6 protein-coding genes are annotated in these 26,927 nt (G+C 65.3%); 4 read left to right on the forward strand and 2 right to left on the reverse strand.

From position 1 onward, the window contains the following. From EPK82_RS00730 to EPK82_RS00745, 4 genes are all read left to right on the forward strand, one after another. Positions 1-972 carry a TauD/TfdA family dioxygenase gene (locus tag EPK82_RS00730; protein WP_037055677.1) on the forward strand — a complete coding sequence of 324 codons (972 nt, stop codon included), beginning with the start codon at positions 1-3 and terminating at the stop codon, positions 970-972. 63 nt (positions 973-1,035) lie between these two features. Continuing rightward, on the forward strand, positions 1,036-13,821 hold the full coding sequence (locus tag EPK82_RS00735; RefSeq protein ID WP_134675499.1) for a non-ribosomal peptide synthase/polyketide synthase: 12,786 nt from the start codon (positions 1,036-1,038) through the stop codon (positions 13,819-13,821). Further along, positions 13,821-22,913: a non-ribosomal peptide synthetase gene (locus tag EPK82_RS00740; RefSeq protein WP_134675500.1), complete on the forward strand. Its 9,093-nt coding sequence runs from the start codon at positions 13,821-13,823 to the stop codon at positions 22,911-22,913. The genes EPK82_RS00735 and EPK82_RS00740 overlap by 1 nt, the downstream gene beginning before the upstream one ends. Continuing rightward, complete coding sequence (locus tag EPK82_RS00745) at positions 22,910-23,878, forward strand: alpha/beta hydrolase (RefSeq protein ID WP_134675501.1); 969 nt, start codon at positions 22,910-22,912, stop codon at positions 23,876-23,878. Before EPK82_RS00740 ends, EPK82_RS00745 begins: the two co-directional genes overlap by 4 nt. Before the next feature lie 56 nt (positions 23,879-23,934). Here the strand turns inward: EPK82_RS00745 and fhuB are convergent, their stop codons facing one another. Both fhuB and EPK82_RS00755 read right to left on the reverse strand, forming a co-directional pair. After that, the gene (gene fhuB, locus EPK82_RS00750) at positions 23,935-25,929 is read right to left on the reverse strand and encodes a Fe(3+)-hydroxamate ABC transporter permease FhuB (protein ID WP_134675502.1); all 1,995 of its coding nucleotides are present in this window, start codon (positions 25,927-25,929) and stop codon (positions 23,935-23,937) included. Beyond that, positions 25,922-26,848, reverse strand: a complete 927-nt coding sequence (locus tag EPK82_RS00755; RefSeq protein WP_244229798.1) for an ABC transporter substrate-binding protein — start codon at positions 26,846-26,848, stop codon at positions 25,922-25,924. The genes fhuB and EPK82_RS00755 overlap by 8 nt, the downstream gene beginning before the upstream one ends. Positions 26,849-26,927: the final 79 nt, after the last annotated feature.

Genomic DNA, 26,927 nt, shown 5'->3' on the forward strand with positions numbered 1-26,927 from the left:
ATGACTTTCTTCTCCATAAAGCCTTTGCCTGAGTCGCGTGAGGGTTTACCGCTGCTGGTGCAGGCTGAGGACGGAATCGACCTGCTGGCGAGCCAGCAGGAGCTGCGCGAGCTGATCGATCAACACCTTGAACGCTGTGGTGGAGTGCTATTGCGCGGTTTTGCGGTGGGCGAAGCCGAGCGTTTTCGTGCGTTCGCCGCCGCATTCGGCGACCCGTTGTTGAACTACGAATTCGGCTCCACGCCGCGCAGTAACGTGACCGCTGGCGTCTACACCTCTACCGAGTATCCGCCGCATCAACATATTCCGCTGCACAACGAGCAGGCCTACACCCGCGAGTGGCCGATGCGTATCTGGTTCTACTGCATGCAGGCCGCGCAGAGTGGAGGGGAGACGCCCATCGCAGACAGTCGGGTGGTCTACCGTCAGGTCGGTGAGACGATTCGCCGGCGCTTCAGTGAGCGTGGGCTGATGTACGTGCGTAACTACGGCAATGGTCTGGACGTTGCCTGGGAACAGGTGTTCAACAGCAGTGATCGTGCGGTGGTCGAGGCCTACTGCCGGGCTCACCAGATCGAATGCGAATGGAAGGAGGACGGTGAACTGCGCACTCGCCAGCTCTGTCAGGCCGTGGCCCGTCATCCACGCACGGGTGACTGGGTGTGGTTCAACCAAGCGCATCTGTTCCACGTCTCCAACCTGCCCGTCGAGGTGCGCGAAAGCCTGCTGGAAATCGTCGACGAAGAGGACCTGCCGCGCAATGTCTATTACGGCGATGGCAGCCCGATCGAGGAGTCCCTGCTCGATGACATCCGCGGCGTATTGGCCGAAGCGACGGTCAGCTTTCCTTGGTGCAGCGGCGATGTGCTGATGCTCGACAACATGCTGACTGCTCATGCGCGCACGCCTTTCAGTGGCCCGCGCAAGGTCATTGTGGCCATGGCGCAAGGCCATGGCCTGGATCTGCTCTGAGCACCCGAATATTCCATTTCACACGGCGGGTGCAGTGCACCCATCGCGATTCAAGGTGATGCCATGAATGATCGTTACGACGCTGCCACCAACCTGGTTGAGGCGCTCGTCCAGCGTGCCGCTGAAACGCCGCGCGATATCGCTCTGCGTTTTATCGCTGAAGGGGTGGACGAAGCACTGACCTACCGTGCACTGGATGAGCGCGCACGTGATCTGGCTGTCTGGTTGCTGCAGCATGGTCAACCCGGTGATCGCGCCGTTTTGCTGATGCACAGCAGCACGGAATACGTGGTTTCCTTCTTTGCTTGCCTGTATGCCGGCATCATCGCTGTGCCGGCGTATCCGCCCGAGTCCGTTAGGCCGCAGCACCTGGCGCGTTTGCAGGCCATTCTCGGTGACGCCGAGCCGAGCCTGGTGCTCACCGATTCCAGTTTGTTGGACGCCCTGCGTCCGGCCTGTCAGGTTGTCGGTGGTGCCACGCCGCAGCTGCTTGCCGTTGACCACACGCCGGCCGGTCTGGGGCTGGCATGGCAGATGCCGGAGCTGAGCGATGCGCATATCGCCTTCCTGCAATACACCTCGGGTTCCACCTCGACACCAAAGGGGGTGCAGGTCTGCCATGGCAACCTGCTAGCTAACGAGCGGTTGATTCGCCATGGCCTGGGTATCTGTGCCGATGACGTGATGGTCAGCTGGCTGCCGCTGTTTCACGACATGGGGCTGATCGGTGGTTTGCTGCAGCCGATCTACAGCGGTATTCCCTGTGTGCTGATGTCGCCGCGCTACTTCCTCGAGCGTCCGCGCCGCTGGCTGGAGGCCATCTCCCGTTACGGCGGTACGGTCAGTGGTGGCCCGGATTTCGCCTACCGGCTGTGCTGCGAACGCATCGGTGAGGGCGCCATGGAGGGGCTTGATCTGAGCCGCTGGCGCCTGGCTTTCTCCGGCTCCGAACCGATTCGTCCGGACACCCTGGAGCGCTTCGCTACCACCTTCGCGCGGGTTGGGTTCGATGCCGATGCGCTCTATGCCTCCTACGGCCTCGCCGAGGCGACCCTGTTCGTTGCCGGTGGCCAACGCGGTAAAGGTATCGGTTTGCTGGAGGTGGATCCGACGGCACTGGCCAGTAACCTGGGACGCCCCGGCCGCGGCACCTTGCTGGTCAGTTGCGGGCACCTGCAGCCCGAGCATGAGGTGCAACTGGTCGACCCGCACAGCGGCGCATCTCTGGGGCCTGGACAGGTTGGCGAGATCTGGAGCAGTGGCCCCAGCGTCGCGCAGGGCTATTGGCGCAACCCCGAGGCCAGTGAGCGTGCTTTCGTCGAGCGCGATGGGCGCGTCTGGCTGCGTACCGGCGACCTGGGCTTCCTGCACAACGATGAGCTGTACGTCACCGGGCGGCTCAAGGACATGATCATCGTGCGTGGCCAGAACCTCTACCCGCAGGATCTGGAACGCTGTGTCGAAGAAGAAGTGGATGTGGTGCGCAAGGGCCGTATCTCTGCATTCGCTGTGGAGCACAACGGTCGCGAGGGGATCGGTATAGCCGCCGAGATTGGCCGCAGTGTGCGCAAGTTGATACCGGCTGCCGCGCTGATCAAGGCTATTTCGGCGGCCGTCGCCGACAGTTTCCAGGAAGCACCGCTGCTCGTGGCGCTGCTGGAACCGGGCGCGTTGCCAAAGACTTCCAGCGGCAAGCTGCAGCGCTCTGCATGCCGCCAGCAATTGGCTGATGGCACCTTGTCGGCTTATGCGGTACAGCGTGCCGGGCAACTGGTGGAAGGCGATCGGGTGAACACTGCTCGGCTGAGCGAGGCGGAGCAGGCCATGGCTGCTCTCTGGTGCGAGGTGCTGCAGGTGGAGGCGGTCGAACGTGACGATCACTTCTTTGTCCTCGGTGGTGATTCGGTGCGGGCGACCCAGTTACTGGCACGCCTGCGTGAGCGTCATGGCCGCGCAGTGGAGCCGCGCCTGCTGTTCGAGGCGCCGGTGTTGGGCGCTTTCGTCGCTGCGCTGGCCAGTCATGTTGTCGATACACCGGCCTGCGCCGAAGTGACCTGTCTGGATCGCCATGGCACGCTGCCGCTGTCGCCGGCCCAGCGCCGTCTTTGGTTCCTCTGGAAGCTGGAGCCGCACAGCCCGCTGTACCACATCGCCGGTGGTCTGACGGTGCGCGGCGAGCTGAATGTCGACGCAGTGCAACAGGCATTCGTCGATCTGCAATTGCGTCACGAGACGCTGCGCAGCCGTTTCGTCGAGGACAGTGATGGCGAAGTTCGCCTGAACCTGACCGACGCCGCGCCGGTGCCGTTCAGTCAGATCGATCTGAGTGGTCAGCCGAGCACTGCCGAGGGCGACGCGCTGCAATTCGCTGCCGAAACCTTCGATCTGGTCAGCGGCCCGTTGCTACGTCTGCGTCTGCAGCACCTGGGCGAAGGCCGTCAGGCGCTGCTGCTCTGCATGCACCACATCATCTCCGATGGCGCCTCGCTGAATCTGCTGTTGGAGGAGTTTTCGGCGTGCTATGCGGCGCGTCTGCAAGGTGAGGTTGCGCAGCTACCGCAGTTGAGCCATCAGTACGTCGATATCACCGCCGCTCAGCAGCAGGTACTGGACGGTGGAGCGAGCGCACGACTGCTGCAGTGGTGGCGCACATACCTTGGGCAGGAACATCCGCCGCTTGAGTTGCCATACACCTTGGTCAACACGACTCGCCAGAGTGGACGTCGTGCCGGCTTCATCGAGCAGCGTCTCGACGACGTCTTGAGCGGGGAGTTGCGTCAGCTGGCCCAGCAGCACGGTGTGACCTTGGCCATGCTGTTGCTGGCGGCGTTCAACCTGTTGTTGCAGCGCTTTACTGGGCAGCAGGATCTGCGCATCGGTCTTACCCAGGCCGGGCGTGAACAGCTCGCCAGCGAACGTCTGGTTGGGTTCTTCGTCAATCTGCTGGTGTTGCGCTGCGACCTTTCGACCAACCCGAGCCTGAGTGCGCTGTTGCGCCAGGTGCGCGATGGGTTGCTGGATGCCCAGGCTCATCAGGATCTGCCGTTCGAGCAACTGGTGCAGGCGTTGCAGCCAGATCGCAGTCACGGTCGCCATCCACTCTGCCAGGTGGCGTTCGACCATCAGGTACGGGGAACGGTGGCATTGCAGGGGCTGAACGTGGAAAGCCTGCGTCAGATCGATCTGGAAACCCCCTTCGACCTGGTGTTGCGCGTACGCGAGAGCCAGGCCGGCCTCGAGCTGAGCTTCTGCTACGCTGCCGAGCGCTATCGTGCTACCGGTATGGCGTGCATGGCCGAGCAGTTCCTCGCGCTGCTGCGTGCACTGCCGAAGCAGCCGGCGGATGCGCCGTTGCAGGCGGGTGCCTGGCTCGACGAAGCGCTGTGGCGCCGTGCAGTACCGGCCAGTGCTGAGGCTTTCGAGCCGCTGGCGACGGTTATCGCAGCCCAGGCTGCCGCCCAGCCGGAGGCCATCGCGCTGCAGGATGAGCAACGCAGCCTGAGCTTCGCTGAACTGGATGCGCGCGCCAACCGCCTGGCCCAGGCTCTGGTCGCGGCGGGTGTCGGCCCCGAGGCACGGGTTGGCGTGGCCTTGCCGCGCGGCGTGGATATTCCTCTGGCCCTGTTGGCCGTGATGAAGGCCGGCGGCGCCTATGTGCCGCTGGATGTGGATCATCCCCGCGAACGCCTGGCCTGGCTGATCGAGGATGCCGGTATCGGCTGGTTGATCAGTCAGTCCGCGCTGGCCGAGCAGCTGCCGATTGGCGATTCGGTGCAGCGCCTGGATCTAGACCGTTTCGATGATGCCGCCTGGCCGGCGCAATGCCCCGCTTCACGGGTTCACCCGGCCAACCTGGCCTATCTGATCTACACCTCCGGCTCCACTGGCCAGCCCAAGGGCGTTGCTGTAGCGCATGGCGAAATCGCCGCACACTGCCGCGCCATCGGTGAGCGTTATGCGATGCGACCGAGTGACCGCGAGCTGATCTTCATGTCGTTTGCTTTCGACGGGGCTCACGAGCGTTGGCTAACTGCACTGAGCCACGGCGCCAGTCTGCTGATCCGCGGTGCTGCGTTGTGGACGCCGGAGCAGACCCTGGAACGCCTCAAGCTGCATCAGGTGACGGTTGCGGCCTTCCCGCCGGCCTTCCTGCAGCAACTGGCCGAACAGGCAGCACGCCTTGGCCATGCGCCGAGCATGCGCATCTATTGCTTCGGTGGTGACGCGGTGCCCGAGGCAGCATTCGAATTGGCGCGGCGCAGCCTCAAGGCGGAACACCTGATCAATGGCTATGGGCCTACCGAAACGGTGGTCACGCCCCTGTTGTGGAAGGCCGATGCTACCAGCCGTTGTGGTGCCGCTTATGCGCCCATCGGCGAGGCAGTGGGCGCTAGAGACCTGTACGTACTCGACGAGCACCTGCAACCGCTGCCGCGCGGTGTGGTCGGCGAGCTGTACATCGGCGGTGAGTTGCTGGCACGCGGTTATCACCAGCGTCCTGGGATGACCGCCGAGCGCTTCGTCGCCGATCCCTTCGGCATGACGGGTGGGCGTCTCTACCGTACCGGCGACCGTGTGCGTTGGCGTGAAGATGGCTCGTTCGATTACCTCGGGCGCGTCGATCAGCAAGTCAAGATTCGCGGCTTCCGTATCGAGCCCGGCGAGATCGAAGCACGCCTGCGCATGCTCGATGGGGTCAGCGAAGCGGCCGTGGTCTGTCGCGACGGTATGGCAGGGCGCCGGCTGGTGGCCTACGTGGCGCCGCTGCAGGCGACCGACGCGCTCAAGACAGCGCTGCGCGAGCAACTGCCCGAGTACATGGTGCCCACGCAGATCATCGCGCTGGCTCAGTTGCCGCTGAACGTCAATGGCAAGATCGACCGCAAGGCCTTGCCCGAAGTGGCGGACGTCAATGACGACTACAGCGCGCCGCGCGAGGGCCTGGAAAGCCAGCTTGCAGCGCTTTGGGCCGAGTTGCTCGAGCTGCCGCGAGTCGGCCGTGAGGATGATTTCTTCGAACTCGGTGGTCATTCGCTGCTGGCGACCCGGCTGGTATCGCGGATACGCCAACTCCTCGCCGTCGAGTGTCCGCTGCCGATGATCTTCGAGGCCTCGCGGCTGGATGCCTTCACCGCCGCTGTGGTGGCGCTCGGCGAGCGCGACAGCCGCCCGCCATTGCGCACTGTGCCGCGTGATGGCGCGCTACCGCTGTCCCCGGCGCAGGCGCGCTTGTGGTTCTTCTGGCAGATGGAACCGCACAGTGCTGCCTACAATGTCCCTGGCGCCCTGCGCCTGCGCGGCGCGCTGGACGAGGGCGCGTTGCGCCAGGCATTCGCGGGATTGATGGCGCGTCACGAGACACTGCGTACCACCTTCGACGAGCGTGAGGGCGAGCCGTGCCAGGTCATCCATGCGCGGCTGGAACTGCCCATGGTGCGCCTGGATCTGTCCGCCCACGGCGATGCCGAGGCCCAGGCGCATCGCCTGGCCGAAGAGGAAGCCGGGCGCCCGTTCGACCTGCGTGACGGCCCGCTGCTGCGTCTGACGCTGCTGCGCCTGGCCGCAGAGGATCATGTGCTGCTGTTGACCCTGCACCATATCGTCTCCGACGGTTGGTCGATCCGTGTGCTGATGGATGAATTCGCCGCGCTTTACAGTGCCGCGCTGGTAGGCAACCAGGCGGCGCTGCCGGCGCTGCCGGTGCAGTACGCCGACTACGCCCAGTGGCAGCGTAGCCTGCTCGCCGATGGCGAGGGTGAGCGACAACTGGCCTGGTGGGTGCAGCAACTGGGGCATGACAATCCGCGCCTCGACCTGGCATGCGACCGCCCGCGTCCGGCGCAGCAGAGCTACCGTGGCGGCAGTCTCAGCTTCGAGCTGGATGCGGCGCTGAGCGAGCGCCTGAGGGCGTTGGCGCGCAGCCACGACGTCACCTTGTTCATGTTGCTGTTGGGCGCCTATGGCGTCTTGCTGCGCAGTTGCAGCGGCCAGGCTGATCTGCGTGTCGCGGTGCCGGTCGCCAACCGCCAGCAACTGGAAACCGAAGGGCTGATCGGCTTCTTCGTCAACACCCTGGTCTACCCCTGCCGAGTCGATGTGCAGGCTTCCTTCAGCGATCTGCTGGCTGCGCTCAAGCCGTTGGCACTGGGTGCCCAGGCACATCAGGATGTGCCCTTCGAGCAACTGGTCGAGGCGCTGCAACCGGAGCGCAGCCTGGCCTGGAATCCTCTGGCGCAGGTCAAGTTCAACTTCGGCTTCGACGTCAGCCGCCTGCCGGATGCCGGCCCGCTGAAGCTGCAACTGTTCAGTGAACAGCAGTACGGTGCGCGTTTCGATCTGGCCCTGGACATGGCCGAGGCCAGCGAGGACGGCCATCTGCGTGGCAGCTTCGTCTTTGCCCAGGATCTGTTCGACGTCAGCACGGTGGCACGCATCGTCGCTACCTTCACCTGGCAACTGGAACAACTCTGTGCCCGGCCATCCGAGCCACTCGAACAACTGACTCTGGTCCCAGCCGAACTGCGTTCGGAACTGTCCGGCGAGCGCCGCCCGTGGCCGTCCGCTGATGTGCTGCAGTTGTTCAACCGACAGTGCGTGGCACGCCCGGGCGAAATGGCAGTCGAGGCCTGGGATGGTCAATACCGTTATGCTGAGCTGGACGCCGCGGCCAGCCGTTTGGCCAATGCCTTGCGCGCCCAAGGTGTCGGCCCGGGTGAGCGCGTCGCGCTCTGCCAGGCGCGCGGCGCACGCTGGCTGCTGATGCTTCTGGGGGTGCTGAAGTCAGGTGCTGCCTACGTGCCGTTCGACCCGGCATTGCCGAGTACGCGTCTGCAGCAACTACTGGCCGAGAGTGGGGCGCGCTGCGTGCTGGTGAGTGAGCGTGAAACCGCGGCGCTCTTCCCGGATCAGGCAATGCTGGTCGAGGCCGGAGGGCCGTCGGACTTTGCAGCGCAGGCACCTGCCGTGGTCATCGACGCGGCCAGTCCGGCCTATGTGATCTTCACTTCCGGCTCCACGGGGCAGCCCAAAGGCGTAGTGGTTAGCCACGGTGCCCTGGCCAACTACGTGCAGGGCGCGCTGACACGGTTGGACAGCCAGCCCGGGGAGGGCTGGGCGATGGTGTCGTCGGTGGCGGCCGATCTCGGCCATACCAGCCTGTTCGGTGCGCTATGCAGTGGTGGGCGGTTGTGCCTGGCCAGCGCCGAGGAGGTGGCCGATGCCGAGCGTTTCGCCGCCTTCATTCAGGCTCGTGCCGTCGCCGTGCTGAAGATCGTGCCCAGCCATCTCAGCGGCCTGCTGGCCGCCGCGCCGCAGCCGGTCGAGGTCTTGCCGCTGCGTCTGCTGGTGCTCGGCGGCGAAGCCTGCGGCGCACCACTGCTGGCGCGTGTGCGTGAGCTGGCGCCAGGTTTGCGGGTGGTCAACCACTATGGCCCAAGTGAAACCACAGTGGGTGTGCTGACCCATGAGTGGCGCATCGGTGAGTCCTTGCCGCAGGGCAATCTAGCTATCGGTCGGGCGCTGCCCAATAGTCGGGTGCGGGTGGTCGACGAGCAGCTCGCCAGCCTGCCACTTGGCGTGCCGGGTGAGCTGCTGATCGCCGGTGCCGGTCTGGCCGACGGCTATCTGGGCCTGCCGCAGCTGACAGCGGAGCGTTTTATCCATCTTGAGGATGAGCGCTATTACCGCAGTGGCGACCGCGTGCGCCTGCGCGCCGATGGTGAGATCGAATTCCTCGGTCGCCTCGACGAACAGGTGAAAATCCGCGGCTATCGGGTGGAGCCGGCCGAGCTGGCGCAGGTGCTCAAGCGCCTGCCGGGTGTGCATGATGCTCTGGTGCTGGCCGAGAGCGCGGGCGATGGGCCCGTGCGCCTGCTGGCCTGGTGTGTGGCCGATGGGGAGGCCGAAGCGCTGCGCCAGGAGTTGGCAGCCCAGGTGCCGGACTATCTGCTGCCGGCGCAACTGATGCTGCTACCGGCCTTACCGTTGACTGCCAATGGTAAGGTCGATCGCCAGGCACTGCCGCGTCCGGACATGGCTGGCAAACCGTGCGAGGAGGTGCCGCTGAGCGAACTGGAAAGCCAGTTGGCGACGATCTGGCAGGCGGTGCTCAAGGTCGAACGGGTCGGGGCCGAAGACAACTTCTTCGAGTTGGGTGGTGATTCCATCCTCAGCCTGCAGATCATCGCGCGCATCCGCAAACTGGGTTTCAAGCTCAGTCCCAAGCAGTTGTTCGAGCGGCAGACCGTGCGGCAACTGGCGCAGTGGCTGCAGGCACGCGAGGTGTCGGAAGTCGCCACGACGCCTGCCACCGTCAACGCACCGCCCGCCAGTGGCGCGCCGCTGGCCCCGGTGCAGGCTCGCTTCTTCGAGCGTGTACCGGCTGTGCTGCGCAACCACTGGAATCAGGCGATCCTGCTGGAGGCCAGCGAGCCGCTGGATCTCACTGCACTGGAGCGTGCGCTGCATGTCTTGCTGCAATGCCACCCGGCGTTGCGTCTGCGTTTGGATGGTGAGCAAGCGCGTCTGCGTATCGCTGACATGGGGGCACTCGACCTGACGCTGCTCTGGCGCCGCCATGCAACTGATCGGCAGACGCTCGAGCGCCTGTGTGACGAAGCCCAGCGCAGCCTGGATCTGCGTAATGGCCCATTGCTGCGTGCCATGCACGTCGGCCTGGACGAGGGCGGCGAGCGCCTGTTGCTGGTGATTCATCACCTGGCGGTGGATGGCGTCTCCTGGCGGGTGCTGCTGGAAGATCTGCACGCCGCCTATGGTGCTATTCGCGCGGGGCAGCCAGCTGTATTGCCGGCCGAAGGCGACCCGCATGCCGTCTGGGCTGCCCGCCAGCAGGCGCTGGCGACGAGTCCGGCACTGGACGCCGAAATGCCGTACTGGCTGGCGCAACTGGCCGATGCCCCGGCGATTCCCCAGGCCGATGGCCACGCGGCGGCCACCTGGCGCGAGGCTCGGCAGCGCCACATTGCTCTGGACCGCGATGCCACCTCCGAACTTCTTGGTCCGGTCCTGGCCGCTCAGCGCCTGCGCATCAATGACGTCCTGCTGACGGCTGTCGGTCGCGCCTTGTGCAACTGGACGGGGAGCGAGGAGGCCCTGCTGGAAGTGGAGGGCCATGGCCGTGATGCCTTCGATGACGGCGAACCTCTGGAGCTGTCGCGCACCGTTGGCTGGTTCACCTGCCTTTACCCGCTGCGCCTGCGCCCGACCGGCGAACCGGGTGAGGCACTGCGTGCGGTTAAGGAAAGCATCCGTGGTGTGCCTCGAGCCGGCATCGGCTATGGCGTGCTGCGCCACCTGAGCAAGCACGGTCTGGTGCTGAGTGCAGCGGGGCAGGCGCGTGTCACCTTCAACTACCTGGGGCAGTTCGACCAGCAATTCGATGGCGATTCTGTGCTGCGCCCTGCCAGTGAATCGGCAGGTCATAGCCAGCCGCAGAATGCCCCGCTGGGCAACTGGCTGGTGATCAATGGTCGCATCCTGGGCGGGCGTCTGGAGTTGGAGCTGACCTACAGCCAGGCCATGTTCCCGGACGAGGCGATCGATGCTCTGGTTCAGGGACTGGAGGATTCGCTGCACGAGCTGCTGGCCCATGTGCGCATCGCCACGCCGCGTCTGTCGCCGAGCGACGTACCGTTGGCTGGCCTGGACCAGGCGACGCTGGACAGTCTTGATCTACCCGTGAGTGATCTGGACGATCTCTATCCGTTGTCGCCCATGCAGCAGGGACTGTTGTTCCATGCGCTCGACATGCCGGGCTCCGGTCTTTACGTCAATCAGTTGCGGGTCGACCTGGAGGGGCTGGATGCACCGCGTTTCATCGCCGCGTGGCAGCAGGTTGTGGCGCGTCATGCCGTGCTGCGCAGCGGCTTCGTGCTCACCGAAGGGGGTGTGCCGTTGCAGTTCGTGCTGCGTCATGCCGAGCTACCCGTACGTGAACACGACTGGCGCACGCAGGCCGCCGAGCCCGAAGCACTGGATGCGCTGGCCGCGGCCGAGCGTGCTGAAGGCTTCGACCTCGCTATACCGCCGCTGCAGCGCCTGACCCTGGTGCGCCTGGGGGAGCGCCACTACCACCTGCTGTGGACCTGCCACCACCTGATCTCCGATGGCTGGAGCAGCGCTCGGCAAGTGGGTGAGGTGCTGGCACTCTACCGGGGTGAAACGCTGCCGGCGCAGTTCGGCCAGTACCGCGACTACATCAACTGGCTGCAAACTCGGGACGCCGCCGCCGGTGAGCGCTTCTGGCGCGAGCGCCTGGTCTCGTTCGACGAACCGACCCTGCTGGCTGGTGCGTTGGGGCATGCTGCCGCAGAGCCAGCGCGTGAGGTGCACGGCCGTTTGAGCGCCGAGCTGACCCGAGGTCTGCAGCAATTTGCCCAGGCCCAGCGTGTGACTCTCAACACCCTGTTGCAGGGTGCCTGGCTGCTGCTTCTACAGCGCTACACCGGGCAGGCGAGACCCTGCTTCGGCGCCACCGTCGCCGGGCGTCCGGCTGAGCTACCGAGTGCACAGAGCCTGCTCGGTCTGTTCATCAATACCTTGCCGATTGCCCATGAAATCCAGCCGCAATGGGCCGTTGGCGACTGGTTGCGAGATCTGCAAGCGCTCAACCTGCACGTTCGCGAGTTCGAGCACAGCCCGTTGCACGATATCCAGCGCTGGGCCGGGAAGCCGGGCCAGGCGTTGTTCGACAGCATTCTGGTGTTCGAGAATTTCCCCATGGACAGTGCGCTTGCTGGCGGCGGTGACAGCCTGCGCGTACTCGGCCAGCGCCCGGTCGAGAGCACCCATTTCGCCCTGGCCCTGGTGGCCAGTGCTGACGAGTGCCTGGATATCCGTTACGCCTACCGTGCCGACCGCCTGGCGTCCAGTCAGGTGGAGCGCCTGCGTGAGCACTTCGAGCGCTTGCTGCTGGCGATGGCCGAGAGTGCCGAGCGCCGTCTGGGGGATTTGTCGATGCTGGCAGGCGCGGAGCGCGAGCAACTGCTTGGTGGCTGGAACGCCACCGAGGCGGCGTTCCCCGATGGTGTGCAACTGCAAGCGCTGCTGCAGCAGCAGGCCGCGCAAACCCCGGACGCCCTGGCGCTGCAGTTCGGCGCGCAGCGCCTGAGCTATCGCGAGCTGCACCAGCGGGCCAATCAGCTGGCACGCTGGTTGCGCGCTCAAGGTGTGGGCCCGGACGTACTGGTGGGTGTGGCGGCCGAGCGCAGCGTCGAGCTGGTGGTGGCCTTGCTGGCCATCGTCAAGGCCGGCGGCGCCTACGTGCCGATGGACCCGGATTACCCGCACGAGCGCCTGCAGCACATGCTGGACGACAGCGGCGTGACGCTGCTGCTGACTCAGGCACATCTGCGTGATGCGCTGCCGGCCTCGAACGCCCGTAGGTTCTGCCTGGACAGCGACTGGTCGGAAGTGGAGGGGCTGGAGGGGAGCGATCTGCCGATTCAGGGCACGCCGGACAACCTGGCCTACCTGATCTACACCTCCGGTTCGACCGGCAAGCCCAAGGGCGCTGGCAACAGCCACCAGGCGCTGATAAACCGGCTGCATTGGATGCAGAAGGCGTACTGCCTGACGCCGGCTGATCGCGTGCTGCAGAAGACGCCGTTCAGCTTCGATGTATCGGTGTGGGAGTTCTTCTGGCCGCTGCTGACCGGCGCTGGGCTGGTGGTAGCCGAGCCAGGCGCGCACCGCGATCCGCTGGCACTGCGTCAGGTAATCAACCAGGGCGAGGTCAGCGTGCTGCACTTCGTACCTTCGATGTTGCAGGCGTTCGTCGCCTCGGGCGAGCTGGAACACTGCCCTTCACTCACGCAGGTGATGTGCAGTGGCGAGGCGTTGCCCTACGAGCTGCAACAGCAGTTCCGTCAGCGCCACCGCGCCAAGCTGCACAACCTCTATGGCCCCACCGAGGCGGCCATCGACGTCAGCTACTGGGCGTGCGACGAGGAAAACGAACGGCACATCGTGCCCATCGGCCGGCCCATCGACAACCTGCGGCTGTACATCCTCGACCCCTGGCTGGAGCCGGTGCCGCAGGGTGTGGCGGGTGAGCTCTACATCGGCGGCGTTGGTCTGGCGCGGGGTTATCACGCACGACCGGGGCTGACCGCCGAGCGCTTCGTCGCCGATCCGTTCGGTGCAGGCGGGCGGCTGTATCGCACCGGCGACCTGGCGCGCTGGCGGGCGGACGGCGCCATCGAGTACGTCGGACGTATCGACCATCAGGTGAAAATCCGTGGCCTGCGCATCGAGTTGGGTGAGATCGAAGCCCGTCTGCAGGCACATCCGCAGGTGGAAGAGGCGGTGGTGGTGGCGCGTGACACAGCGCAAGGCAAGCAGCTGGTGGGCTATGCCGTGGCCGGTTGCGACGGCGAGGAGTTGCGCCAGGCGCTGGCTGAGCAATTGCCGGAGTTCATGGTGCCGGCGCGTATCCTGGTGCTTGAGGCCATGCCGCTGTCGCCGAATGGCAAGCTTGATCGCAAGGCTTTGCCGGTGCCGGAGTTCGGTACCTCGGCAGTCGGTTACGTGGCGCCCCGCAATGACCTGGAGCGTGAGCTGGCGGCGATCTGGACGCAGGTGCTGCAGGTCGAGCGGGTCGGAATCAACGACGATTTCTTCGAACTGGGCGGACATTCTCTGTTGCTGACTCAGGTCGGCATGACCCTGCGCAATCGTCTGGGAGTGACGTTGCCGCTGCACGCATTGTTCGAGTTGAGTTCCATCCAGGCGTTGGCAAGCCACCTGCAGGCGCAACGGGACAATGCGCCCTCGCAAGAGGCCGAGCTGGAGCTGATGGATGAATTGCTGGGCGAGTTGGAGAGCCTCTGATGACCATGCTGGATGCACAACTGCGCACCGTTGCCGAACGCCTGGCGGCGCTCCCCGAAGAGAAGCAACTGACTTTCCTGCAACAACTGCGGGAGAAGGGCGTTAGCCTGGAACGCCTGCCGATCATGCGTCAGCCCTGTGAGCGTGCGCCATTGTCACCGGCGCAGAGCCGCCTGTGGTTCCTCTGGCAGATGGAGCCGCACAGTGCGGCCTACAACATTCCGGCGGCCCTGCGCTTGCGCGGCACGCTGGATCCTAAGGCCCTGCGCCAGGCTTTCGAGGCATTGGTGGCGCGCCATGAGAGTCTGCGCACGCTGTTTCGCGAAGAAGGTGGCGAGCCGTTGCAGGTGATCCTGCCGACCTTGCCTCTGGCCATGCTGGAAGAAGACTTTGCGGAACTGCCGGCAGGCCAGCGTGAGGACGCCGCACGTGTGCGTCTGGAACAGTTGGCGCGACAGCCTTTCGATCTCGCCAATGGCCCGTTGCTGCGCCTGCACCTGCTGCGACTCAGCGATAGCGAGCACCTGCTGCTGCTGAACCTGCATCATATCGTCTCCGATGGTTGGTCGATGGGCGTGCTGATCGACGAGTTCGCCAACCTCTATGGCGCCTGCGTCACTGGTCGTGGTGCCAGCCTGCCGCCGCTGCCGATTCAGTACGCTGACCATGCTCGCTGGCAGCGCCTGTGGATGGCGGCCGGGGAGGAGCAGCGTCAGCTCGATTACTGGACGCAACATATCGGCGATCCGTCGCTGCTGCTGACCCTGCCCAGCGATCGACCGCGTCCGCCGCAGCAGAGTTACCGTGGCGCCACGCTGGACTTTCAACTGCCTACGGCGTTGGTGAGCGAGCTGCGCAGCCTGGCACGTGGCCAGGGTGCAAGCCTGTTCATGGTGCTGCTGGCGGCATTCGAGGTGCTGCTGGTGCGCTACAGCGGCCAGCGCGAACTGCGTATCGGCGTGCCGGTGGCCAACCGTGGTAGGGCCGAGTGCGAGCGCCTGGTGGGTTTTTTCGTCAATACCCAGGTGCTGTGCGGTGAAGTCGAGGAACATGCTTCTTTCGTCGATCTGCTCGGTGCGGTACGCCAGGCCGTCCTGGATGCACAGGCTCATCAGGAACTGCCCTTCGAGCGCTTGGTGGAAACCCTGCAACCTGAACGCAGCCTGAGCCACAATCCGCTGTTTCAGGTGGCCTACAACCATTTGCCTAGTGCGCAGGATGCCTTGTGCGAGCTCCCCGCTGCCGATGGTGAGGCACTGACGCTGGAGCCTCTGCAGCTGTCGACCGGTATCGCCAAGTTCGACCTGATGCTGCAGACCGAGGAGAACCGTGAGGGCGCTGTGCGCGGGCAGTTCGCCTATGCCAGCGATCTGTTCGATGCAGCCACCATCGAGCGCCTGTGCGGTCACTTCGTTAATTTGCTGGGGGCATTGGCTGCCGATCCGCAGTGCCCGGTGGGGCGTCTGTCGATGCTGGCAGACGCGGAGCGCGAGCAGCTGCTTGGTGGCTGGAACGCCACCGAGGCAGGGTTCCCCGATGGTGTGCAACTGCAAACGCTGCTGCAGCAGCAGGCCGCGCAAACCCCGGACGCCCTGGCGCTGCAGTTCGGCGCGCAGCGCCTGAGCTATCGCGAGCTGCACCAGCGCGCCAACCAGCTGGCACGCTGGTTGCGCGCTCAAGGTGTGGGCCCGGACGTACTGGTGGGTGTGGCGGCCGAGCGCAGCGTCGAGCTGGTGGTGGCCCTGCTGGCCATCGTCAAGGCCGGTGGCGCCTACGTGCCGATGGACCCGGATTACCCGCACGAGCGTCTGCAGCACATGCTGGACGACAGCGGCGTGACGCTGCTGCTGACTCAGGCACATCTGCGTGATGCGCTGCCAGCCTCGAACGCTCGTAGGTTCTGCCTGGACAGCGACTGGTCAGAAGTGGAGGGGCTGGAGGGGAGCGATCTGCCGATTCAGGGTACGCCGGACAACCTGGCCTACCTGATCTACACCTCCGGTTCGACCGGCAAGCCCAAGGGCGCTGGCAACAGCCATCAGGCGCTGATAAACCGGCTGCATTGGATGCAGAAGGCGTACTGCCTGACGCCGGCTGATCGCGTGCTGCAGAAGACGCCGTTCAGCTTCGATGTATCGGTGTGGGAGTTCTTCTGGCCGCTGCTGACCGGCGCTGGGCTGGTGGTAGCCGAGCCGGGCGCGCACCGCGATCCGCTGGCACTGCGTCAGGTAATCAACCAGGGCGAGGTCAGCGTGCTGCACTTCGTACCTTCGATGTTGCAGGCGTTCGTCGCCTCGGGCGAGCTGGAACACTGCCCTTCACTCACGCAGGTGATGTGCAGTGGCGAGGCGTTGCCCTACGAGCTGCAACAGCAGTTCCGTCAGCGCCACCGCGCCAAGCTGCACAACCTCTATGGTCCCACCGAGGCGGCCATCGACGTCAGCTACTGGGCGTGCGACGAGGAAAACGAACGGTACATCGTGCCCATCGGCCGGCCCATCGATAACCTGCGGTTGTACATCCTCGACCCCTGGCTGGAGCCGGTGCCGCAGGGTGTGGCGGGTGAGCTCTACATCGGCGGCGTTGGCCTGGCGCGGGGTTATCACGCACGACCGGGGCTGACCGCCGAGCGCTTCGTCGCCGATCCGTTCGGTGCAGGCGGGCGGCTGTATCGCACCGGCGACCTGGCGCGCTGGCGGGCGGACGGCGCCATCGAGTACGTCGGACGTATCGACCATCAGGTGAAAATCCGTGGCCTGCGCATCGAGTTGGGTGAGATCGAAGCCCGTCTGCAGGCACATCCGCAGGTGGAAGAGGCGGTGGTGGTGGCGCGTGACACAGCGCAGGGCAAGCAGTTGGTGGGCTATGCCGTGGCCGGTTGCGACGGCGAGGAGTTGCGCCAGGCGCTGGCTGAGCAATTGCCGGAGTTCATGGTGCCGGCGCGCATTCTGGTGCTTGAGGCCATGCCGCTGTCGCCGAATGGCAAGCTCGATCGCAAGGCTTTGCCGGTGCCGGAGTTCAGCACCGTTCAGGCGGATTACCAGGCGCCAGAAACGGCGCATGAGAGGCTACTGGCCGATATCTGGCAAAGCGTGCTGGGCGTGGCCCAGGTGGGGCGTGAGGACAGTTTCTTCGAGCTGGGTGGCGACTCCATCGTTTCCATTCAGGTGGTCAGCCGTGCCCGCCAAGCTGGTTTGCAACTGACCCCCAAGGACATGTTCCAGCACCAGAGCCTACGTGCCCTGGCCTCTGTTGTTCGTGAGGCGGTAAGCGAGGCCGCGCAGGGGCCGGAGCAGGGCGAGACGCCGTTGCTGCCGATCCAGCGATTGTTTTTCGCCACTCCCATGGCGCAGCGCGCCCATTGGAACCAGGCTGTGCTGCTGCACTGCCGCGAAGCGTTGGACGCGCGGCGTCTGAGCGAAACCCTGGCGGCGTTGCAGACGCACCACGATGCCCTGCGCTTGCACTTCGCTGCCGATGGTAGCCATGCCGTGCATGCGGAACTGGTGGATGCCGACGTGCTCTGGCTGCGTGAAGCGGCCGATGCCAGTGAACTGGAGCATCATTGCGCCGTCGCACAGCGTAGCCTCGACCTGGCGTGTGGCCCGCTGCTGCGCGCCATGCTGGTCAGCATGGCTGACGGCAGCCAGCGCTTGCTGTTGGTCGTCCATCACTTGGTCATCGATGGTGTGTCCTGGCGGGTGTTGCTGGAGGATCTGCAGGCGCATTACGAGGGACAGCCCCTGGCGCCGCGCAGCAGTTCGTTCAAGCGCTGGGCGCAGCGTCTGGTCGAGCTTGCCGCCAGTCCCGAGCTGACCACCGAGCAGGATTACTGGCGTGCCCAGCTAGAGGTCAAGGCGCCGAGCCTGCCAGGCGCCCGCACCGATGCCAGCCTGACCGAGCGTCATGCCCACACCCTGCGCCTGGAACTGGACGAGGGCGAAACGCGTGCCCTGCTGCAACAGGCTCCAGCTGCTTATCGCACCCAGGTCAACGACCTGCTGCTGACTGCACTGGTTCGTACCCTGTGTGCTTGGAGCGGGCAGAGCAGTGCCGCTGTGTTGCTGGAAGGCCATGGCCGCGAGACATTGTTCGACGATATCGACCTGAGCCGTACCCTGGGTTGGTTCACCAGCCTTTACCCGCTCCGTTTACATGCAGAGGGCGAACCCGATGCGGCGATCAAGGCGGTCAAGGAGCAACTGCGTGCGGTGCCGCGTGGGGGAATCGGCTATGGCCTGCTGCGCCACCTCGGCCAGGGCCTGGAAGGGCTGCACGAGCCACGGGTGACCTTCAACTACCTGGGCCAATTCGATGCCAGCTTCGCCGCTGATGCCCTGTTGCGTCTGGCCGGCGAAAACGCCGGGCCGAACCGCGATGCTGAGGCGCCGTTGGGCAACTGGCTGAGCATCGATGGTCAGGTGCTCGATGCGCGTCTGGGCCTGCGCTTTACCTTCAGCCGCGAGATGTTCGACGAGGCGCCGGTCATGCAACTGGCGCAGCGTTACCTGACCGAGCTGCGCGCCCTGATCGCCCATTGCCTGACACCGGGCGCGGGCGGCGTGACGCCGGCAGACTTCCCTCTGGCTGGTCTCGATCAGGCGCAGCTCGATGCCATCGACTTGCCCGCCGCCGTCATCGAAGATATCTACCCGCTGTCGCCCATGCAGCAGGGCATGCTGTTCCATGCCCTCGACAACCCGGGCTCAGGGCTCTACGTGAACCAGATCAGCGTGGCGGTCGAGCAGCTCGATCCGGCGCGTTTGCAGGCGGCCTGGGCGCATGTGGTGGCGCGCCACGAAACGCTGCGCAGCGGTTTTCTCTGGCAGGGCGGGCTGCGCCAGCCCTTGCAGGTGGTGCAGCGCCAGGTGCCCGCCGAGGTGCGGGTGATCGAGGGCGAGACGGATGTCATCGCCTTCTCCGAGCGTGATCGCGCCGAAGGCTTCGATCTGGCCCGGCCACCGCTGCAGCGCATGAGCCTGCTGGCCCTGGGTGAGGGGCGCTGGCAACTGGTGTGGACCATGCACCACCTGGTCACCGATGGCTGGAGCGGCGCGCAACTGATCAAGGAAGTGCTGCAGGTCTATGCCGGCGAGCGTCTGCCAGCGCCCGTCGCACGCTACGCCGATTACATCGCCTGGCTGCAGCGCCAGGATGGCGACGCTGCCGAAGCGTTCTGGCGGCAGCGCCTGACCGGGCTGGACGAACCCTGTTTGCTGGCCGACAGCCTGCCGCGCCCCGCTGAAGACAGTGGCCATGGCGTGACCTACAGCCATTACGATGCTGCGGCGACCGAGCGCTTGCGAGCCTTTGCCCGGCAGCAGCGCGTGACCCTCAACACCCTGTTGCAGGGCGCCTGGTTGCTGCTGTTGCAGCGCTACACCGGCAAGCAGCGGGTCACTTTCGGCGCCACCGTCGCGGGGCGACCCACTGGCCTGGCGGGCGCCGAGACGTTGCTGGGGCTGTTCATCAACACCTTGCCGGTGGTACAGGCGCCAGCGGCGGATGCGGGGCTCGGTGACTGGCTGCGAGCACTCCAGGCCTACAACCTGGAGGTGCGCGAATACGAGCACACGCCGCTGTACGACATCCAGCGCTGGGCGGGTCATGGCGGCCAGGCGCTGTTCGACAGCATCATCGTGTTCGAGAACTACCCGGTGGATGAGGCGTTGCGGCGCGGTGGTGGCGATGGGCCGCGCTTCGGTGAGCTGGCGTCCAAGGACGTGACCAGCGTGCCGATGGATCTGGCCGTACGTCTGGGCGAGGGAATGGAGATCGAATACCAGTACCTGCGCAGCCATTTTCATGAGGATGCGGTGCTGCGTATCCGCGCCAACTTCGAGCAGATCCTCGCCGCCATGCTGCAGGGGGGCGAGCAATGCCTCGGTGATCTCGATTGCCTGAGCACGCTCGAACACGAGGCGCACCATCGTCTGCACGGTCAGGCATCGCTGCCGACGGCATTCGAGCCGGTACACCTGGCTATATCTCGACACAACCGCCAGCGCCCGCAGGATTGTGTGCTGATCGACGAGACTGTCAGCCTCGACCGTCAGCGTCTGGAACTGGACTCCAACCGCCTGGCCCGGCGCCTGCTGGCCTTCGGCGTCGGCCCCGAAGTGCGCGTGGGCTTGGCCTTGCCGCGTGGTGTCGAGCTGCCGCTGGCGTTGCTCGCCGTGCTCAAGGCGGGAGGCGCATACGTGCCGCTGGACGCCGACTACCCGCGTGAGCGTCTGGCGTTCCAGATGCGGGATGCGGGTATCACCTTGTTGCTGACCGACAGCCGCCTGCGTGAGCGTCTGCCCGTCCCTGAAGGTGTTGTGTGCCTGGAGCTGGACTGGCTCGATCTGTCTGCCGAATCCTGCGAGCTGCCCCAGGTGAACGTGCAGCCTGGCAACCTGGCGTATCTGATCTACACCTCGGGTTCCACCGGCCAGCCCAAGGGCGTGGCCGTGGCGCATGGACAGATCGCCGCGCACTGCCGCGCCATCGGCGAGCGTTACGCCATGACGCCGGACGATCGCGAACTGATCTTCATGTCGTTCGCCTTCGACGGAGCCCATGAGCGCTGGCTCACTACCCTCAGCCATGGCGGCAGTCTGTTGATCCGTGGGGAGGCATTGTGGAGTGCTGAGCAGACCCTGGCGCAGCTGCGCGAGCACCAGGTCACGGTCGCGGCCTTCCCGCCGGCTTACCTGTTGCAATTGGCCGATCAGGCCGCGCACCTTGGCCATGTGCCGAGCATGCGCATCTACTGCTTTGGTGGCGATGCAGTGCCTGAAGCCGCCTTCGAACTGGCGCGCCGTACTCTCAAGGCCGAACACCTGATCAACGGTTACGGGCCGACCGAAACCGTGGTCACACCGCTGCTGTGGAAGGCCGATGCGAGCACGCGTTGCCAGGCGGCGTATGCCCCTATCGGCCAGGCGGTCGGCGCGCGCCGACTGTACATCCTCGACCCACAGCTACGTCCGGTACCGCTGGGGGTGGCTGGCGAGCTGTACATTGGCGGTGAGCTGCTGGCGCGCGGTTATCACCAGCGCCCGGGGCTGACCGCCGAGCGTTTCGTCGCCGACCCCTTTGGCGAGCCGGGCGCGCGTCTGTATCGCAGTGGCGATCTGGTGCGCGGACGCGCCGATGGCGTCGTTGAGTACGTGGGGCGTATCGACCATCAGGTGAAAATCCGCGGTTTCCGTATCGAGCTCGGCGAGATTGAGGCGCGCCTGCAGGCTCACGCGCAGGTGCGCGAAGCGGTGGTGGTGGCTCGCGAAGGCGCCAGCGGCAAGCAACTGATCGGCTACGTGGTCGGTGAGGTCGATGGCGACACGTTGCGCAGCGATCTGCGGGCGCAGCTACCGGACTACATGGTGCCGGCACAGATCCTCAGACTCGAGCGCATGCCGCTGTCACCGGCAGGCAAGATCGACCGCAAGGCGCTGCCAGAGCCGAGCTGGCAGGGCGCGGGTTATGTCGCGCCGCGCAATGAAGCCGAGCGTATCCTGGCTGATATCTGGGCGCAGGTACTGCAGGTCGAGCAGGTGGGTATCCACGATAACTTCTTCGACCTGGGGGGCGACTCGATTCTCAGCCTGCAGGTGGTGTCGCGTGCCCGTCAGGCCGAGGGACTTGGCCTGGAGCTGCGTTTACGCGACCTGTTGCAGTACCAGAGTATCGCGGCTTTGCTGGAGCGCCCGCAGCAGGCCAGCGCGTTCACGCCAACGCTGGTGACGGAGGCGGCCGAGGACGGAGAGCACTTCAGCCTGTTGCCGATCCAGCAGTGGCTGTTCGACCAGCATCTGCCTGAACCCGACCATTTCAACCAGGCCCTGCTGCTGGCTTGCCATCGACCGCTGGACGCAAGCCTCCTGGAGCAGGCGCTGCGCTTGCTGCTGGCCGAGCATGGCAGCCTGCGCCTGGCCTTCGCCAGGGACGATGACGGCCAGTGGCGGCAGCGCTACTGCAATCTCGATGAACTGGGGCTGGAGACCAACCCGCTGCTCTGGCATCAGCAACCGGCAGATGCCGACGAGGCGCTGGCACTGGCCAACAGTGCACAGCGCAGCCTGGATATCGGTCAGGGGCGTTTGCTGCGGGCTGTCTACAGCCAGTTGGCCGATGGTAGCTGCCGACTGTTGCTGGTGATCCATCACCTGGGAGTGGACGGTGTGTCCTGGCGGGTTCTGCTGGAGGATCTGCAACGGCTTTATGGAACATTGCAGCGCGGTGAAGCGCCGGATCTGCCGCCGTCTTCCTGCAGTTATCGAGACTGGGCGCAAAGTCTCAGGGCCTACGCCTGTCAGCCAAGCGTGCGCGAGGAGCTGCCGTACTGGCTGCAGCAGACTGCCAGCGAGGGGCTGGGCGAGCCACCGCGCGACAACCCTCGCGGTCGTGCTCAGGTGGCATTGCGTGAGCGGATCAGTCTGCGCCTGGATCGAACCACTACCACGCGGCTACTCAAAGTCGCACCGCAAGCCTATCGCACGCAGATCAACGATCTGCTGCTGGCGGCCCTCGGTCGCGCACTGTGTGGCTGGAGTGGGCAGCATGCGGTGCTGGTCGGGTTGGAGGGGCACGGTCGTGAGGATCTGTTCGATGGCCTCGACCACAGCCGCACCCTGGGCTGGTTCACCAGCCTGTTCCCGGTGCGTCTGGAGGCTGGCGAGGGCGATTATGGCCAGGCCATCACGGCGCTGCGCCAACGCCTGCGTGCGGTGCCGAACAAGGGCATCGGCTACGGTGTGTTGCGTTATCTGGCCGATGGCCAGATGCGCAGCAGGCTGGCAGCACAGGCGCAGCCGCGCGTCACTTTCAACTACCTGGGCCAGCTCGATCAGAGCGCCGACGGCGAAGCCCTGTTCAGCCTGCTCGATGAGCGGCCCGGTGATGCCTATGCCGCGAGCGCGCCGCTGAACAACTGGCTGGAGATCGTCGGCCAGGTGCACGACGGTGAGTTGGCGCTGCGCTGTCTGTTCAGTCGGCAGGTGTTTCGTCCTTCCAGCATCGAGCGCTTCATGGCGTCTTTCGAGGAGGAGTTGCTGGCAGTCATCGATCATTGTTGCGCACAGGTCGCGCAGGAGGCGTTCGCGCTATGAGTGTTGCCCTTTCTAATGTACCTGGCGAGCTGCACGCGGAAATCGCCGCCTATCTCGATATGGTCGACGAGGGCCGGCGGGCAGGGCGGCCGGCTCCCCATGAGTTGCCGGTGGCACAGGCGCGTGCCGAGTTCGAGGCCGCTTCGCGCAGCCTGCCACCATTCGCTCCGCCCTGTACCGTGGAGCAAGTCTCGCCGCAGGTGCGCCATGGTCATCTGGCGGCAAGGCTGTATCGGCCGGAGCAGGCCGGTGCGGCGCTGCCAGTGCTGATCTATCTGCATGGCGGCGGTTATTGCATCGGCAGCCTGGACTCGCACGATGCGATCTGTCGGCAATTGACCATCAGCGCGCAGTGCGCGGTATTGGCGCTGGACTATCGACTGGCGCCGGAGCATCCCTTTCCCGCTGCCCTGGAGGACGTGCGCGATACCTGGGACTGGCTGCAAGAAGGCGGTTTGGCGCTGGGCCTGGACCCGGCACGCGTGGCCCTGGGGGGGGACAGTGCTGGCGCGACCCTGGCCAGCGTGGTTTGTGCCGAGCTGGCTGCCACGCAGGAGGCAAAGCCCTGCGCGCAACTGCTGTTCTATCCGGCGGTGGACGCCCGCCAGACCAGTGAATCCCAGGAGTTGTTTGCCGAAGGGCATCTGCTGGAGAGCGCGACACTGGCCTGGTTCTACCAGCACTATGCAGAACAGCCGGCGCAGCGCCGTGACTGGCGTTGCTCGCCGTTGCTGGCTGAGGGGCAATTGCGTGGCAGTGCGCCGGCTCTTCTGCTGATCGCCGAGTTCGACCCTTTGCTGGATGAGGGCCTGGCTTATGCCGAGCATTTGCGCGAGCAGGGTGTGGTCGTGCAGAGCCGGCTATGCCGTGGCATGACCCATGACTTCCTGCGTATGGCCGGGCTGGTGCCGGAGGTGCTGGAGCACTACGAGCAGGCGGCAGCGTTTCTGCGACGCTACTGGTAGGGCGTATCGATCAAAGAGAAACTGGTGCGCTGTGCGCACCAGTCGTTGACGATGTGCTAGCCACGGCGTTCGCGCTGCATCAGCCAAAGGAAGTATGGGCAGCCAATGAACGCGGCCAGCAGCCCGGCGGAAACCGGCCATGGATAAGCCAGGTTCCGCCCCAGCCAGTCGGCCAACAGCATGATCAGTGCACCGGCGCCAGCGCTTAGCAGGAGCTGCGGTAGCGCACGGTGTACGCCGAGATGGCGGGCGATATGCGGTGCGATCAAGCCGACGAAGCTCAGGGGACCGACCATCAGGGTGGCAGCGGCGGTGAGCAGTGCGGCCAGCAGCAGGATCCCCAGATGGCTGGCGCGCAGGCGCAGGCCGAGTGCTGCCGCCGTACCGTTACCCAGGCCGAGCAGATCGAGTGGGCGTGCCAGTAGTAACGCAGCGGCGCCCAGCAGCATGGTCAGGATCACGGCGGTCGTGGCAGCATTGGCATCGACCTGATAGGTCGAACCGGTCATCCAGCTCATCAACGCGGTCATGCGTGGGTCACCACTGGCCATCAACAGGGTGCTCAGCGCGCCCATCAGGGTGGTCAGGCACACGCCGGTGAGCAGCAAACGCTCCGGGCTGAAGGCGCTGCGCCAGGCGAACCAGAGCAGAACTGCGAGGGTCAGCAAGGCGCCAAGGCTGGCTGCCGGCAGCATCAGCGCCTGCGGCTGCGGTACCAATAGGAACAGCACCAGCACGCCCAGCGCCGCACCTGAGCTGGCACCCAACACCTCCGGGCTGGCCATGGGGTTACCGGTCAGGCGTTGCACCAACAGCCCGGCCATGGCCAGCATGGCGCCGGCGGCCAGTGCACCGAACACACGCGGCAAGCGCCAGTGCAGCTCGCCAAGCTCGGCCCACTGCCATCCGTACAGCCCTTTGGCCAAAAACACGGCAGGTATCAGCAGCATGATCAGCAACCCGGCAACCAGCAGAATTGGCCGCCACGGATGATCCGTTGGTCGTCCCAGGCTCGTTCTGTGCGGCTGGATACCGCCGCTGCGCTGGCGCGCCAGCAGCCAGAGTAGCAGCGGCACACTGAACACCGCAGTGAGGATGCCGGCCGGTACTTCGCCGACCAGGCGCGACAGCTCGCGCGCGCACTGATCCACCAGGCACAGCAGCGCGGCACCGAGCAGAGGCGCCCACAGCAACCGTTGGCGCAGGGTGCGAGCGCCGGTCATGCGCGCGATGGCTGGCGCGGCGAGTCCGATGAAACCGATGATGCCGACCACGCTGGTGACGAAGGCACTCAGCGCCACAGCGACCAGCAGGCCAAAACCACGGGTGGCGCGCAGCGACACGCCGATGCTGGCCGCGCTCTGGTCTTCCAGGCCGAGCGCTGCCAGCGGGCGTATCAGCAGCACCGCCAGCGTGGCTGCGACGGCCAGACGTGGCGCCAGGTAGAGCACGCCATCCCAGCCGCTCTGGTTGATCGAGCCGGCCTGCCACAGCAGCAAATCAATCAGGTAGTCGTGGTTGAACAGTACCAGCAGGGCGTTCAACGCGTTGCAGTAGAGGCTGATCACCATGCCGGTCAGGATGAAACGCAACGGCGACAAATGGCGGCCCCAGGCGAAGCTGAACAGGGCCAGGGTAGCCAGGCCGGCCCCAGCCAGCGTCACGATTTCCAGGCCATGGATCAGCAGCGTCGGTGCCCAGATGGTGGTGACCGACAGGGCGAGGTTGGCGCCGGCCGCGACGCCAAGGGTCACCGGTTCGGCCAGCGGATTGCGCAGAATCTGCTGGAACAGGGTGCCGGCCAGGCCGAGGGCTGCGCCAACCATCAGACTGACCAGCAGGCGTGGCGCGAAGCTGAAATGCAGCAGTACCTGATTGGGGCTGTCCAGATCCGGTGACCACAGCGCCTGCCACCACAGTTCGTGCGGGAGCAGACCGTTGAGCCCACGCCATACCAGCAGTGCTGCCAGTATGGCGATAAGCAGGGTGCACAGCGCCGAGCCCAGGCTATGCCGAGGCGGGCGCATGGGAAGGCTCAGTGACTCAGCCATGCTGCACCTCTTGACTGTCCAGATAGTCGGCAATGCGCTCGGCCAGGCTGAGGTACGAGGCCACGCCGCCGTAGGGATAGAATTTGCCCAGCGGTTGAGTTTGATGGCGGCGCACTGATGGCAGGTTGTTCCACAAGGCATTGGGCTGACGCAGGCTCTGCAGGCGCGCCGACGTCGTAGGAATTTCGATGTACAGCAGATGGGCATCGGGTTGTTCGCTGAGGCGCTCGATACCGGTGAGGCTGAAGCCCATGGCATTGCTCGGGCCGTTCCAGGCATTGCGCAGCCCCAGTCGTTCGAGCACGTCCTGGGCCATGCTGTGCTGGCCGTAGACAGTGGCGTGGCGGCCATCCTGGTTGAGCACGGCGATGTAAATCGCAGGCCGTGGGCTTAGCGCCAAACGGTTGCGTAGCGTCTCCAGGCGTTGCTCTGCGGCTTGCAGATAAACGTCGGCGCGGTCACTCAGGTGCAGCCGCTCGGACAACTGGCGCATGAAAGCGCTGGCACTGTTCCAGACACCTTTGTCGGTTGGGAAAATGTTCACCACCTCGGTCGGTGCGATATCACCGAGCGTACGTAATACGCTGTTGGGCAGGGCATCGCTGAGGATCAGTTGCGGGTTCAACTGGTGCAGCAATTCGAGATTGGGCTCCCAGTAGGGGCCTATGTCGCGCACGGTCTGCGGTAGTGCTGGATCGGGCATTCGCCGTCGGTAGTAGCCGACGTCGGAAATGGCCAGTGGTTCCACGCCGAGCGTCAGCAGCGTTTCTGCCGCGGCCCAGTTGATGGCGACCACGCGCTGCAGGGGCTCCGCTCGCAATGGCAAACCACAGCCGAGGGCCAATCCGCCGATGGCCATGGCCTGAAGCAATTGGCGGCGTTTCAGGCAGCGGTGGGGGAGGTTCGTCGAGGCAGGCAAGTGTTTCTCCAGATACGCGCAAGGCTCCCGCAGGAGCCTGATCAGTCAGCAAGCAAAAGCCCGGCAGCGCCATTGGCGG

This window comes from Ectopseudomonas khazarica (assembly GCF_004521985.1).
Taxonomy (GTDB): Bacteria; Pseudomonadota; Gammaproteobacteria; order Pseudomonadales; family Pseudomonadaceae; genus Aquipseudomonas; species Aquipseudomonas khazarica.